18 protein-coding genes are annotated in these 13,031 nt (G+C 44.1%); all 18 read right to left on the reverse strand.

The window, feature by feature from the left end:
* Positions 1-60: 60 nt before the first annotated feature.
* Entirely contained in the window at positions 61-420 is a 360-nt protein-coding gene (locus tag PKO01S_RS11030; RefSeq protein WP_127531397.1) for a cupin domain-containing protein, read from the reverse strand.
* The gene (locus PKO01S_RS11035; protein ID WP_246070539.1) at positions 417-1,310 is read right to left on the reverse strand and encodes a PDZ domain-containing protein; all 894 of its coding nucleotides are present in this window, start codon (positions 1,308-1,310) and stop codon (positions 417-419) included. The genes PKO01S_RS11030 and PKO01S_RS11035 overlap by 4 nt, the downstream gene beginning before the upstream one ends.
* Positions 1,311-1,406: 96 nt before the next feature.
* Complete coding sequence (locus tag PKO01S_RS11040; protein WP_127531399.1) at positions 1,407-1,751, reverse strand: cupin domain-containing protein; 345 nt, start codon at positions 1,749-1,751, stop codon at positions 1,407-1,409.
* Between the two features lie 23 nt (positions 1,752-1,774).
* On the reverse strand, positions 1,775-3,019 hold the full coding sequence (locus PKO01S_RS11045) for a beta-ketoacyl synthase N-terminal-like domain-containing protein (RefSeq protein WP_127531400.1): 1,245 nt from the start codon (positions 3,017-3,019) through the stop codon (positions 1,775-1,777).
* The gene (locus PKO01S_RS11050) at positions 3,016-4,068 is read right to left on the reverse strand and encodes a class I SAM-dependent methyltransferase (protein WP_127531401.1); all 1,053 of its coding nucleotides are present in this window, start codon (positions 4,066-4,068) and stop codon (positions 3,016-3,018) included. The genes PKO01S_RS11045 and PKO01S_RS11050 overlap by 4 nt, the downstream gene beginning before the upstream one ends.
* Positions 4,069-4,112: 44 nt before the next feature.
* Positions 4,113-4,850 carry a class I SAM-dependent methyltransferase gene (locus PKO01S_RS11055; RefSeq protein WP_127531402.1) on the reverse strand — a complete coding sequence of 246 codons (738 nt, stop codon included), beginning with the start codon at positions 4,848-4,850 and terminating at the stop codon, positions 4,113-4,115.
* A gap of 25 nt (positions 4,851-4,875) precedes the next feature.
* Positions 4,876-5,652: a phytanoyl-CoA dioxygenase family protein gene (locus PKO01S_RS11060; RefSeq protein WP_127531403.1), complete on the reverse strand. Its 777-nt coding sequence runs from the start codon at positions 5,650-5,652 to the stop codon at positions 4,876-4,878.
* A 3-nt stretch (positions 5,653-5,655) separates the two neighbouring features.
* Entirely contained in the window at positions 5,656-5,907 is a 252-nt protein-coding gene (locus PKO01S_RS11065) for a hypothetical protein (protein WP_127531404.1), read from the reverse strand.
* Between the two features lie 4 nt (positions 5,908-5,911).
* Positions 5,912-7,060: a glycosyltransferase gene (locus PKO01S_RS11070; protein ID WP_127531405.1), complete on the reverse strand. Its 1,149-nt coding sequence runs from the start codon at positions 7,058-7,060 to the stop codon at positions 5,912-5,914.
* Positions 7,057-8,172 carry an aminopeptidase gene (locus PKO01S_RS11075; RefSeq protein WP_127531406.1) on the reverse strand — a complete coding sequence of 372 codons (1,116 nt, stop codon included), beginning with the start codon at positions 8,170-8,172 and terminating at the stop codon, positions 7,057-7,059. The genes PKO01S_RS11070 and PKO01S_RS11075 overlap by 4 nt, the downstream gene beginning before the upstream one ends.
* Positions 8,172-9,155 (reverse strand): hypothetical protein, encoded by a 984-nt coding sequence (locus PKO01S_RS11080; RefSeq protein WP_127531407.1) that lies wholly within the window; start codon positions 9,153-9,155, stop codon positions 8,172-8,174. Before PKO01S_RS11080 ends, PKO01S_RS11075 begins: the two co-directional genes overlap by 1 nt.
* Positions 9,156-9,203: 48 nt before the next feature.
* The gene (locus PKO01S_RS11085) at positions 9,204-10,058 is read right to left on the reverse strand and encodes an alpha/beta hydrolase (RefSeq protein WP_127531408.1); all 855 of its coding nucleotides are present in this window, start codon (positions 10,056-10,058) and stop codon (positions 9,204-9,206) included.
* On the reverse strand, positions 9,997-10,863 hold the full coding sequence (locus PKO01S_RS11090) for an alpha/beta hydrolase (RefSeq protein ID WP_127531409.1): 867 nt from the start codon (positions 10,861-10,863) through the stop codon (positions 9,997-9,999). The genes PKO01S_RS11085 and PKO01S_RS11090 overlap by 62 nt, the downstream gene beginning before the upstream one ends.
* A 15-nt stretch (positions 10,864-10,878) precedes the next feature.
* On the reverse strand, positions 10,879-11,283 hold the full coding sequence (locus PKO01S_RS29765; protein ID WP_127531410.1) for a hotdog family protein: 405 nt from the start codon (positions 11,281-11,283) through the stop codon (positions 10,879-10,881).
* Positions 11,261-11,692, reverse strand: coding sequence for a hotdog family protein (locus tag PKO01S_RS11100; RefSeq protein ID WP_127531411.1), 432 nt, complete (start codon positions 11,690-11,692; stop codon positions 11,261-11,263). Before PKO01S_RS11100 ends, PKO01S_RS29765 begins: the two co-directional genes overlap by 23 nt.
* Positions 11,692-11,934: an acyl carrier protein gene (locus tag PKO01S_RS11105; protein WP_174818566.1), complete on the reverse strand. Its 243-nt coding sequence runs from the start codon at positions 11,932-11,934 to the stop codon at positions 11,692-11,694. Before PKO01S_RS11105 ends, PKO01S_RS11100 begins: the two co-directional genes overlap by 1 nt.
* A gap of 242 nt (positions 11,935-12,176) precedes the next feature.
* A complete protein-coding gene (locus PKO01S_RS11110; RefSeq protein ID WP_127531412.1) occupies positions 12,177-12,587 on the reverse strand; it encodes a VOC family protein in 411 nt (136 codons plus the stop codon).
* 32 nt (positions 12,588-12,619) lie between these two features.
* Positions 12,620-13,030 (reverse strand): VOC family protein, encoded by a 411-nt coding sequence (locus PKO01S_RS11115; protein ID WP_127531413.1) that lies wholly within the window; start codon positions 13,028-13,030, stop codon positions 12,620-12,622.
* Position 13,031: the final 1 nt, after the last annotated feature.

The following is a 13,031-nucleotide window of genomic DNA, read 5'->3' on the forward strand; positions in this document are numbered from 1 at the left end:
ATTTGGCCATGAACTATTGCGAGTACGCGAAGAGGACGAATGTCGGAAGCAACCCGCTTTCTAAGGTGATACGAGTGATACTAACTTTTGCTTTCTAGAGTTGTAATCAATGAAAATAAAAAAGGTGCAGCCCGTTTCCGAATATACATCATGATGGTCATCATCGTTCGCCGTAAGGAAATCACCTTTCCTTAGAATGTCGTTATTCATCTTAACTTCTCCATCCACAATAAAAGCGATCTCCCTTCTTGGATGGTCGTGGAGAGGAATCGATCCTCCAGGCAAGCATTTTGCCAGAAATGCCACTCTCCCTGTGTCAGCCTCTTCCCATAGATAAATCATCTCTGTATTTTCGTAGATTCCCTCAACCCACACCTGCTCTGATTTGCGTACGACTATTTGTTCCGATTGTTTTCTCATTGTTCATTCTCTCCCGATTGTTGTGACTTCCACATACGACCCGATGCCGAACGTTCACTCGCAATACGTTGCCTTCGCTCACGCTCTTCCTCGTGAGCTTGATCATTCCCTTCAATTAATCCGGTAAACATGCGGTCGATCGTGAGATCAATCATTGCATTATGCTCGCAGCCATCTCGAACATATGCAATTTGAACCGGATCTTTTTTGGAATAGTAAGTGGAGATTTTACGGACGAAAGCCCGATAATCTGGAACTCTCTCATTATCCAATGCCAGAATAACATCCCCTCGAAGCAATCCCGCTTCATCGGCAGGACTCCCTGGAAAAACAGTGAGTAAGTAATTGCCTTCGGCAATACCAATCCCTGTCTCCACACTTTGCTCACTGTTTACCGTGCAATTGATTATCCCCATGCGAGGAAAGCTGAATAATTCTATCCGGAGATCTAAGCCGAGTTCCAACACGCTCTTCAGATTGTGCAAGGAACGTCGCCAGCCCATCTCCAAGCATTCCCTGAACCATTGGCCATAGGTATCGTTCTTATATCCGACGACCTCTAAGGTTAGCTTCGTAAATTCCCCTTCTGATTCAAAATAGTATGAGGTCGTCACCTCAAATAGCTCCATAATGCCCTCTGGCGTCATGGATTCATATCGATCCTTTAATCTAAACAAATGATTCTCTTCACAATAGTCGACAGCGGCCCGGTTAACGATGTCACCATAATACAAAGTGTACTGATCTCCAGCCTTTGGCTGCTGCGGATCGCCGGTCGTTATAACTTGATTGGTCAGGTAGCTGTTGCTACCTTCCGGCAGAACTACCGCACGCCACACATCCTCAATCGAAGACTCCAAATAAATGATATTAATTGATCGATCCTTCAAGCATCTAATCACTTTTTCGCCCCCTATATTAAATGTCGCATGCTGATTTCCTCTCGTTTGCTATTGCTTTATCTCCAAGAATAGACAACATTCAAGTTATAATGAGACAAAATCATGCGTCTTGAAATCGTAATCAATATACATAAAAAAGATACAGCCTGTTTCGGTTGTGACTTCATGAGATACATTCCCATAAGCAGTCAGGAAATCTCCCCCGCTAAGAGGCTCTCCATTGAGAAGAGCTTCTCCCTCCAACAAATACGCCAGTTCCCGCCGAGGGTGTTCGTGCATGGGTACGATACTCCCCGGAAGCAGCTTAAGAAGGAATACCATTCGCCCCGTCTCCTTCTCTTCCCACAAAAATGCCAGTTCTGTATTTTCAAAGAAACCAGCTTCCCACTTCGCACTCTGCGCAACTGTAATTAGATGATTAAGAGCCATACTGATCCTCCCTTATTTGTTTTTCAATCCGTCTTTTCAAACATGGCAGTTGCATGGAACCCCCCATATGCGGGTAACGATTTGATAGCACGCCGAATAGGTTTAGTCTGAATTTCTTGTGACAGCGGAAGCTCAGTCTGCCTATCTGGATTATCATATTGCAACGTTGGAAGTATTTGATCCCGGTTCATACACTCTAGCATTAATACCGTTTCTATTAGTCCACTAGCTCCCAAGGTGTGCCCGAGATAGCCCTTCAGTGCCATTACAGTTGGAATTGACAAGTAATTAAGGGAAAAAGCATTACGAATACTTTCTGCCTCATATCGATCCCAAAGCGTACTTCCAGCACCATGAGGCACCAGTAAGTCCAGTCCTTCAAGCGCCCATTGTGCCAATGTATCCGACAATACCTTAGTGTGTACGGCATCGACCGGGTTAGGAAATGTCATTCTCCAGCTTTCCTGTCGAGCTATTCCGCCTTTATATGAAATAGCATTGGTAAGATGCCGACGTCGACTCAAAGTAGCAGCCTTTTCTAATACAATTGCCGCCGCCCCATCACCTAGTACCGATCCGTCACGGTCACGGTCGAATGGACGGACTATCCCTGACCGTGAAATGAATCCTTTCTCCTGAAGCCATAAGTATTTTGTTATATGAGCATAATCGGAACAAGCGATAACCACAGCGTCCGCAGAATCTGAATCAAGCAAATATTGAGCCATCAACAAGCCATACAAACCGGTAGCACAAGCATTGTTTATAACAAAGTTAGGTGCAGTTAAATTGAATATTTTGGATAAGTAAAACAAATAGGGGAATGTCTGAATTTGAAAGAAAGAGTCGCTATACTTATTAAAGGTTACGTTGCCTTCTTGCTGCCCCCTGAGCATAAGGTCGGCAAGTTTAGCCACCCCAAGATTCTCGTGGCCTAGAACGAGTGAAATGCGGGAGGACCGGCACTCCAGGAGTCCAGCGTCCTCGAGTGCTTGTTGAATGGCTACTAAAGCCAAACTAAAGTCTGCATCCTGATCTAACGATTGCATGCTTAGCCATTCATACGTGTCACGGTCTACCCAATCTCTCAAATTAATCTCTGGATGGGGATATACGGGATAGCGGTATGTTGTCCCATCTCCACAGACATATTCTCGAATAATCGGCTTAGGTTCCTTAGCAAGCATTGATTTCCACGAGGTCTCAATTCCAATTCCATAGGCACCTATTAACGCTTTACCCGATACCACCAAGTTTTCACTTCTCATTGATTAACCCCGGAGATCAAGGCGCCCCTCATCGCATTGCCGTCGTTGATTACCACTTGGACATCATTAAAGCCCGCAGCCCTCATAGCCGCATCCCAGTCTTGTGGAGTAAGAAAACCGAAGCCAGTTGGCTGTCCAGCTGTGTTTTGTAGGATATTAAACCCCGGAATTAAGGAGAAAATAAATTCTTGATGCATGTACCTCCCTATTTCTGATCTTACGCACTCCGAAAGAATCAGTACTCCTGAATGAGTCAGCCTTTGTCGGATATCACTTAATGCCTGCCGCACATCCTTTGCACAATGCAATACATTTACAGCATAAATAACGTCATAGCGTTGACCATCATCTTGCCACTGTGCGTCAATATCAAGCTTCCCTGACTCGATATTGATGGTTGGGAATCTTTTGTGAAGTTCTTTAGCAGCTAAACGAGCCAAAGAGGGGCTTCGATCGGTTAAATACACTTGCCCTGAAAATGCACACTTTTTTGTTGTTTTATCCATGGCAGCTATAGCAGCAGAACCGTAACCTGCACCTAACTCTAGCACCTTATCATTCACACCAATGACAGAGGACAAAAACTCGGCTAACCATTGGTTATGCACGCTATACAGGCCATGTTCATTACTAAAATATGCTTCCCACATCGAACGCCCCTCGTTGGGCATGAGTAATCGAAGAATATTAGTTCGCCCTCGCAAAATGTCACCCCAACTTGCTTCGACGACATCAATAACCGCCAAGGATGAACCTATATTTATAGAATTTGGAGTAAAAGACACCTCTTCTATTTGCTTCAACGAGTATTCTCCACCCCAATAAGACAAGGCTCCCTTTTGTACAAGAAACTCTAGCGCCCATTGTATAATCGGCTCGGCCCAGGTTAGGCCTTCGACTTTACGTATAACCGCTTGCGCATCTAGCGGTCGATCAAAGGTAATTCCCTCTCTACTCAAAGAGCGAAGGATCGCATTTGCCGTATAGCGTTCAACGTATTCAAATGCTAGATGATATTCCTTTGTGAACAAGTGTGAAGAACTACCCACTTACTCACTCCCCCTTTTCTACGAATAAGCTTATTTTCCACCTGCTACTTTTTAAAAGCATGCATGACTGTTCGCAAGCTTGTCCGGTTGTAAGGTGCTTGATTTAATCCCCCATAGATCTCTATGGTTTGAAACCCCGCCGTTTCTTGCATTCGGATCAATTCTCTAACGGAATACATCCTGAAATCCAACACAGTCTCCTTTAATTGCCCCTTATCCTGCCATTGAACGATTTCCGTCCATCTGCCTGTCCGGTCATTGAAGCGACGATTAGTCCACACATAAGTATCACCCATATTCTGCCATATTTTTTCCGTTAAATTATTGATTTTAAACTCCCGGTTCTCGACATCCTGAACAAATTGTCCTTTTGGCTTAAGCGATTCGTAGATGCTCTTAATAATTTGCTCGTCTTCTTCTTCCTTGGGTACATAACCGAAGGCAGTCCCCAAGTTAATAACCGCGTCAAACGTGTCAGGCATTTTCAGTTGCCTCATGTCTGCTTGAATAAACTCAATGTCAACCTTTTCATCGACTGCCCGTTGCTTTGCGCGGTTTATCAATGCCGCTGCCCCGTCATAACCGGTCACGCGAAATCCCATTTTTGCAAGCGGTATGGCAATGCGCCCCTGCCCACAGCCCAAATCCAAAATGCGATCCCCTGCCTTTAGGTTAAGAATAGCAATCAAATCCTTCACTTCCTGCTGGGTACGCTCCATCGTCAAGATCGACTCCGAAAAAGCCAAGTAATCCATGTCAAAAAATTGTTTCCATGCTTCCATATGATCTTCTCCTTTACGTGGATGTTTATGACAGAAACATTTGATCGATACTGTGTCTTCTATTCAATTTTCTAGAAACCAGCTTGCCCTCACTGTTTACAAGCGACTGATGCTGCACAAATACGCTTTCCGTTTTCTCCCCCACGAAATGGGTTACAAACGCTTGCCGAAAATGATGGTCCGTCCGATTCGGTCCAGATCCATGTAATGTAAACCCATCAAATAGAACGACATCTCCAGGCAATGTTTGCAATGAGACAGTCTTATAACCTTCCGGGATTCTGACGGACTGTCCATAGGCTCTGCGGTCACCAGGCAACCGTGGTGGCAGCAGCCCCAATTTGTGAGTACGCGGAACCATAAGCAATCCTCCGTTATCCGGGCCAGAGGCATCAACACTGACCCATACTCCAACAACTTTTGGGGGATATGCTCCGATATCATAATTATCCTGATGGAACGGAATTCCCCTCGCCGTAGGCGGCTTAAAAAAATACGTGCAGCCAACGGCCAGCGGTTCATCTTCTAGCAACTGTTGTGCAAGCCTATAATTGATCTCATTAATCAAGCACCGTTTAACATCCTCATTTGTCTCATGCTCTCCGCGAAGTGGGGGAAAAAGCACTTCTAACGGGCGATCACTTTGTACAATGATTTTGCCTTGCTCTAACAGGTTTAACCAGACCTTATGGTACGTTTGCCGAATAGACTCAAGATAAGCCAATCCATGCCTCTCCCTTAGAACAAGGTATCCCTCATCTTTAAAGAAACGCTTCTCCTCATCAGTAATGAGCGCATTCACAGGCTAATCCTTCCTATTAGGCTCAGTGCCTAATGCTTTTTGCACATAGTCGAAAATATCCCAGAGTACATGCAGCTCATCCAAATTCATATCTGCATGCAATAAATCAACATTATGCATGATTTCAAGTTCGATAAGCATTTCGACAACGTGTGTGGAGTCAAGCCCCAATTCTGCTATTGACGACTCCATGACAATATCCGTTCGGCCGGCAATTTCGCCAATCACTTTCAAAAAATCTTCGGTTTGCATCATAAATTTAACTGCTCCCTTCCAGAAATTGTTCAACAGCATCAGCCGCTACCTGGTTTGCCGGAGGACTCTCCCTCAAGCGACTCGCCAATCGGAGGGCATTCTGCTTGTACGCAGGATTGTTCAATACCTGTTGTACTGTAGACCAAAGATTAATTTCGTTTATGATCTGCGGCTCCATTAATACGCCTGAACCAAATTCCAGTACTTTGTCTGCTAGAATGCGATGATCGGATCCTAGGGGGATGACTATCATTGGGATGCCGTGCAGCATTACTCGTTGTAATGTGCTGCAGCCTCCATGTGTAATAACGAGATCAGTATTAGAAAGTGCGGCATCATGCAGAGGATAATCAGTGGAATACTCAATGTTGCCGGTCGTTTCGTTGGAATCCAACGGACGAAATTGCGCAGAGATTGTAACTTTAAGCGATTTGGAGTTCAAGCCCTGCAAGCATGCATTCAAATATCGGCGAGTATGTTCCTCGAATTTCGGGCGGTCGGTAATGGAGGTCGTACAAATGAGGATTCGCGGGATCAGCGATTCGGAGTCTTCCTGCTGTGCAAGTGGCAGCTCGACACCGCAAGGACCTACAAATTTCATCCCAGGTATCGAGTAGTTATCCGGTAAAACATTCATTTGAGGGTATGTCATAACCAGATGAAGGTATGGGGATGCACCCGCTAAATCTCCTCTGGTTCGATACCCTCCATTCAATAAACGAAGACCAAGCTCCCTTCTGAATTCATTGAGTTGATCCCGGTACATAACGCGCAGTCGGTCATTAGCGCGAATACTTCCCGGAACTTGCTCGTCAGAAAGCAGTACCGTTGTTTGAAAACTAATCCAAGGCAAATTCAGGTGCTCGGCAACATAGGCAGGTGCACTCATCGCTGAGTCGCATACGAAACACTCAAAGAAGTAAATGGAATGAATCAAGAGTATTTCCCGACCAACTTGACCGATCTTCTTGTCCGGGAACTCATCCTCCCGCAGTTCGTGAAACGTCATCTTTTCTTTTTCCGCTAGGTGACGGATATCGGGATGGCCAAGTAAATGCACTTCATGTCCACGACGTTTCAATTCCCTCCCCAAACCCAATGCAGGAATAAGGTGACCTAAAAGTCGTTGACTAACAATTGCGAACTTCGTCATGTGGCGTTCAAACTCCTTAAGTCATTAAGCGATATCAATTCCGGACAAACAAAGACCCCGTTGCGATTGATAAGCTTGCCATCAAAGTAAAGCTCGCCTCCACCGTATTTTTCCGATAAGCAAAGCACGAAGTCGAGATGGATATTAGACTCGTTTCCATTGTAAGCCATTGGATACGATTGCCCTAAAGCAAGATGGATACTTCCGAACATTTTCTCATCAAACAATATGTTTCCCATAGGCTTTTGAATATAAGGGTTTAGGCCGATTCCAAACTCGCCTATATATCTTCCCCCGCTATTCCCATCCAATAATTGAATTAATTCATCACGATTAGAACACTGGATATCGACGACCTTTCCGTTCTGGAAAGTCATTTTGACCTTTTGGAACTTTAGGCCGGCTATAGATGTCGGCACATTGAATGATATCGTCCCTTCCGTGCTATCTATTACCGGGGCCGTAAAGACCTCCCCATCGGGTAGATTAAACTGCCCATCGCAAACATATGGGGCCGTCCTTATTAAGCGGAAAGTTAAATCCGTCTCAGGAGCGACAATTCGCACTTCTTTCGTATAGGTCATCAGCTGTACGAGCGGTTCTACTGAGAGTGCCCATTGTTTATAATTCATACAGCAGGCTTCCATAAACAATTGGTACAATCCATCGCTGCTCATCTCTGCATGTTGTGCCATACTGGGAGTTGGAGCGCGTAACACGATCCACTTGGGAATCTTGGAAACACTCTCTTGAAACGGGACGACAAAGTGTTCATAATATAGCTGCATTTTCTCGGGGGCAATATCATTAAGCTCAAATGAGTTCGATTCACTGCGAATACCGATATAGGCATCCACCTCTTGCAATCGTGCAAGTTCTGTGCTCGCCCATCGATCCAGTTGGACCATAGAGCATTGTTCAATTATCGCTTTGTGCTCCCTTTCGGGACAATTCCGATAATAAGGAAAAGCTCCTGCTTCATAAATTTCGTGGATTAATGCCTCAACGAGTTCATGGGCTTCCCCGGCTATATCTATAAATACGTGTTGTCCAGACTCCACCTGAAGCGAGTCAATAATTACAGTACGAGCTAATAGTTGATAATTCATCATTATTCGCTTCCCTCCCACTCGCTTAAATACCGAATCCAACGGACTTCTTGTTCATGTGCATTATACAGATGCCCGATCATAACGGATTGATACTCTCGGTGAGGTTGCCGCCTCCACTTCATGATGACTCCTATGACCAACGACCACATTCTGCATACAGAATGCAGCAGATTTTTCCCTTCGTCGCTAAACAAATTGTTTTGTAACGCATAGGACTTCCATACCTCGCGCAATCTTCGAAAATAATGAACATCAAACTCCATACGCTCTAATTCGGGAATTAATTCTTCAGGCGCTTTTCGGGACAACTCGTTGATAAACGTTCTTAACTGATGTAACCCTCCTTGTTCTGCCATCCCGATAACCGAGAATTCAGATAAACGACGCAGCTGACTCATGCTGGACTCTCTTCGATCAGGATCATAATCCAGCAAAGCAACTCCTTCTCCCACCCCCCATTCAGATACTAGATGGTCCCACTGCACGAATCCAAGCGATCCAGAAAAGTAAGGATGATTCCCCTTATCATCAAACAACCAAATGCCATCCTCCTCACAATGAATTACCAACGACCAATGTATGATGTCATGTCTTTGGTAATAAGAGCAGAACGGCTTATTGAATGCTTTATAGTATAATAAACAGTACCCTTCATCCTGGACAGCTTGGGTGATAAATTGAATCAGTGGTTGCCTATCGCTAATTGCATGAGAATTGACTCGCCAGCCATGTTCCAGCGGATATTCAGTCCTACGCAACAAAAATCCGCGATGCTCACAATCCCAAGGATGTAGAAATACTCTAGTCGGCTCTGGCTCTCCCTTCCATGACAGCACTTCCTTAACTGCCAATTCTTTACAGTCTAGATTGCGATTGCATAGACCATGTTTGTCTGGATACCTCCAGTCGGTAATCTGTCCATTTGCAAATAGCGATTTTGCCAAGCTATCATCTCGTAAAAGAGAGATATCCATGTCTTTCAAATCCCCCCTTCCCTTTTTTTCGAGGCACACTGCCACTCCTTAATGGCCTTAATTGCTTTGAATCAATCCCGATATGGCTTCCACTAGCCAATCCATGGCCTTCGGATGCTGAAAATAATATGTCACACCAGGGATCTGAAACACCTCGGCATTAGTCCATTCTAGACATGTCGACCGTAACGTATCGTCCCGTTCCCCGATAAAAACATACGTTTTTCCACCAGAGAGTGTTTCGGGAGTGACCTCTAACATTGAATCAAGCTCTTTCAGCATCGTCTCGGACAGACATTGTCCATGCAAATAAATCATATGAGCTCCAAGTCGGAGGAAGTAGTCAACATGTCTCTCATCAAAGTCACTCAATGTGTAATAATCCACGCCTGGCGCTAATAAGCTTGTATCAACGAACTTTTCTAGCGCTAGTTGGCGGAGTAAATCGTGATCGAAAAGATCATATATACTCGGCATGCCGACTAATGGAGGGGAGATAAGTATTGTGTCGCATATAATATCGGGCTGATACAGCGTGATCTGTGCTGCAGCCCTTATAGCAATGACGGCTCCAAGCGCATGTCCCACCAACATAATTTTCCGGCACTCGCCGTAAGTCCCGTTAACCTCATTTATGACCTCGACCGTATCCTCTATCATAGTTGTTATTGTCGCATTTTCCAGATTCCCGGCACTGTCGCCATGCCCGCGGTAATCAAATTGTACGACGCGGCAATTCGAGGAAACGAGTTCCTTCCTTAGTGAGGAGAACATATAATTTTTCTCACTCATTGCTTGTCCCAAGCCAGGAAGTAGCACAATTAGCGAATTAACCGGAGCTAATGGGTTATTAGGCTCCTGAATAATTCCTATCATGTTCTTCTCCCGTCCTAGTCGCACTTGTTGCCACATGTCTTTTGTCTCCTTCTGAGCTTAATAGCCACCCGACCGTCTCCATCATTAGCTTGCTCTCCAATTTAACCGAGGTGAACAAATGACCTGCTTCTGGAACGGATACAACCTTATGGGCCTCACTGTTGCTATATACCGGTAGGGAAAATGTGTTTATTATCTCAAATTCCTCCTGGATAAGCGGGTCCTCCTCCCCAAAAATTAATAGTGATTCACCAGTAAAAGCCCGGAGTTCCTTATCTATATCAATATTAAAGAGATCCCTATAGAAATCCATACTGACCCACAAACCGGCCCATGGCATCACGAGATTATTGGGATGTTTGGGCAGTCTCTCGAACCTGGGTTTTCTATTCCCCGGATAATTACCCCCGAATTCATAGAACAACGGACTCCAAAGAACAAGGTTTGATAGTGACATTTCATTGGCAACCATAAGAGCAATGCGGGCTCCATCACTAAATCCGAGCAGTGTGGTCCGCGTTGTATCTACCTCGTCAATGTTCTGAAGATACTCGAATGCCTTCTTTACATTAGATACCTTTGTCGAAGTCGTCATTTGATGATAGCTGCCATCGCTAAGTCCAATGCCATAATAGTCGAACCGCAAAAACGCGATTCCGCATTGCGCCAACACTCTCCCCAGCTTGACTGCAAGACGGTGCACCTCATAACGTTCTCCATTCTTGCCAGGGCAATAGATAACAACAGGACAAGGATGATCCATGTTGGAAGGCAAATGCAGTATACCCGCCAACCTGCCTTGATCCATTATCTCCACGAAGCGTTCCTGTTCCTCTTCCATAACCCACCTCCGTATTTATTCGAACGATACTTTTATATCCAGTACCTGTCTTTCTCCTATAAAAGCGGCACCGATGAAATTATAGGCCGAATCGATTACTTTATTAATTTGTAAATGATAGGTTATGATATCCCCAGGAACTACTGTCTGCAAAAACTTGGAGCTCATTTTTGTAGGCCGGACAACCTGGTTCTGTCCTCGTATACGCATAAAAATTTGGGATGATTGAATAACCCCTTCTGCTAACAATACGCCGGGGTAAATGCTGCTCGTGGGAAAGTGACCTATTAAAAAAAAGTCACTGAAAGTAATTAATTTTTGTGTGTATATTTCATTGTCTGTATATGATAGAACCTTGTCTATTAAGACCCAAGGCTTATATAAACCCATATATTGTTCAATTAGCAAAAACGCCCCCATCTCCTTCCGTAACGGCCACAGCAAGCTCTACGCTGACTATAAGCCTGCCTGATTCATCAAATACTTCCCCTCGCAACATAGCCCGTTTAGCTAATACTCTGATTGGGCTAACATGGCATAGGAAGCTCGTCCAATTGGAAATCGCGAGCATTTGGCATTCGATTTTCCCCAATAGAGGAAGCTCGCCTTCGCTCAACCTTCCCACTTCCATATCAATGAACAACACAGAAGTTTGGGCCAATGCTTCAATAAGAATCGTGAATGGGATTTCGGATAATCCGCCGAATAGCTTTTGTAAAGGCTGGGAATCGAAGCGAGATATCATATACCTATGGGGGACGTACTCAATAATGCGATCGACAAAGCGGAATGGGGGTTGTTGGGGTAAGCGACTCAACAATTCTTCCATTAACTCATCCGGGCTACGATCTCGAAGATATCACTTACCGTTGTAACGGGCGAAAGATCCAAAATCTCATCTGGTAGAGTAATGTTCAACTCTTCTTCTATTAAAATAACGAGTTCCATAAATCGAAGAGAGTCAAACCCAATTTCGTATAACCGTTTGTCTGGCTTTATATCATCCTCTTGGACAACACCACAGCCCTTATCACTCATCAAACGACAAAGTACACCTTCTTTTTCGCTCATGACACCCTCCTAATATTTCATTTATACTAGCATTATAATTCGCTCCTTATGCTTAATCTCGGCTTCAATTGCCGCCGGGAGCAAAAAAACTATGACTGACCAATTAACGTAGACGAACATATGACAAATTTCCCAGAAACGATGAGAGCTTGCGGAATTCACTCCGTTTATTGATGTTTCATAGCAAGTAAAAAAAAAAAAAAAGAATCCCCATTTTCGGGAATTCTTTTCTCATTCTCGTTTTACAATAGATCGCTCCATATTGCCAGACGATTGCCGCTTGGATCCTCGATTATAAAACTGTAACCGCAGGATCCCCGATCATCTAATTCCGTCATTACAGATCCGGACGATTTTAACAATTCATATACCGGAGTAATATGTTCTACCTGAAATGTTAAAGAGAACATATTGAAATTATCTCCATAATCTACATTGTGAACAGCGATGAAATTAGCAGTCGTTTTATCAGGTGTACGGAATAAAAAGAGCCACTGTCCTGAGGGAAGTTCAAGTACGGCGCGATTTTCATTAGGTTCCCCTGCCGGCAGTGTCAACCCAAAGTTCTGGATATACCAATTAGCCGTTCCGACGGGATCATCAGACGGCATATAAACGCAATAAATATTTGATAATAAAGCTTTTTCTTTCATTGTAATCTATTCCTCCTTTTATTAGATCGTGATTAAAAACAGCAGACTCCCATATAATGCCCATTAAGGTCGTAGAAATTAAAGTACTTTAATTGCCCTTCGTCCACAATATCCGTTACGGGCGTGCCTTGTTCCTTTAAACTACTATGCGCCTCTTCAATGGCTTTGGTATAAAAATTAAAATACGGATGTTCCTCCCCTTGTCTCTTAAAGGATAACGGAGAAAACGCTTCAGATCGAACTAATGTAATCATGCAATGTCCCAATTCAATGTTGGCAGATTGACCTTTAGGAAGAACATTGGAAACATTCAATGCCGCATACTCTTCATTCTCGATCCATACCAACTCACATCCAAATACCGTCGAATACCAATCAATCGATTTTTGAATATCCGTTACGGGAATAAAGAGAGTATCTACTCTTTGAAATATACTGACCATA

It is taken from the genome of Paenibacillus kobensis NBRC 15729, from assembly GCF_004000825.1.
In the GTDB taxonomy this organism is placed as follows: Bacteria; Bacillota; Bacilli; order Paenibacillales; family Paenibacillaceae; genus Paenibacillus_T; species Paenibacillus_T kobensis.

Excerpts from the sequence above, each read along its gene's own strand:
- PKO01S_RS29765 (WP_127531410.1), bottom strand. The coding sequence starts at position 11,283 with ATGGGGGCGTTTTTGCTAATTGAACAATATATGGGTTTATATAAGCCT.
- PKO01S_RS11075 (WP_127531406.1), bottom strand. The coding sequence starts at position 8,172 with ATGATGAATTATCAACTATTAGCTCGTACTGTAATTATTGACTCGCTT.
- PKO01S_RS11085 (WP_127531408.1), bottom strand. The coding sequence starts at position 10,058 with ATGTGGCAACAAGTGCGACTAGGACGGGAGAAGAACATGATAGGAATT.
- PKO01S_RS11045 (WP_127531400.1), bottom strand. The coding sequence starts at position 3,019 with ATGAGAAGTGAAAACTTGGTGGTATCGGGTAAAGCGTTAATAGGTGCC.
- PKO01S_RS11115 (WP_127531413.1), bottom strand. The coding sequence starts at position 13,030 with ATGGTCAGTATATTTCAAAGAGTAGATACTCTCTTTATTCCCGTAACG.
- PKO01S_RS11105 (WP_174818566.1), bottom strand. The coding sequence starts at position 11,934 with ATGAGCGAAAAAGAAGGTGTACTTTGTCGTTTGATGAGTGATAAGGGC.
- PKO01S_RS11110 (WP_127531412.1), bottom strand. The coding sequence starts at position 12,587 with ATGAAAGAAAAAGCTTTATTATCAAATATTTATTGCGTTTATATGCCG.
- PKO01S_RS11040 (WP_127531399.1), bottom strand. The coding sequence starts at position 1,751 with ATGGCTCTTAATCATCTAATTACAGTTGCGCAGAGTGCGAAGTGGGAA.
- PKO01S_RS11055 (WP_127531402.1), bottom strand. The coding sequence starts at position 4,850 with ATGGAAGCATGGAAACAATTTTTTGACATGGATTACTTGGCTTTTTCG.
- PKO01S_RS11070 (WP_127531405.1), bottom strand. The coding sequence starts at position 7,060 with ATGACGAAGTTCGCAATTGTTAGTCAACGACTTTTAGGTCACCTTATT.
- PKO01S_RS11100 (WP_127531411.1), bottom strand. The coding sequence starts at position 11,692 with ATGGAAGAATTGTTGAGTCGCTTACCCCAACAACCCCCATTCCGCTTT.
- PKO01S_RS11090 (WP_127531409.1), bottom strand. The coding sequence starts at position 10,863 with ATGGAAGAGGAACAGGAACGCTTCGTGGAGATAATGGATCAAGGCAGG.
- PKO01S_RS11030 (WP_127531397.1), bottom strand. The coding sequence starts at position 420 with ATGAGAAAACAATCGGAACAAATAGTCGTACGCAAATCAGAGCAGGTG.
- PKO01S_RS11065 (WP_127531404.1), bottom strand. The coding sequence starts at position 5,907 with ATGATGCAAACCGAAGATTTTTTGAAAGTGATTGGCGAAATTGCCGGC.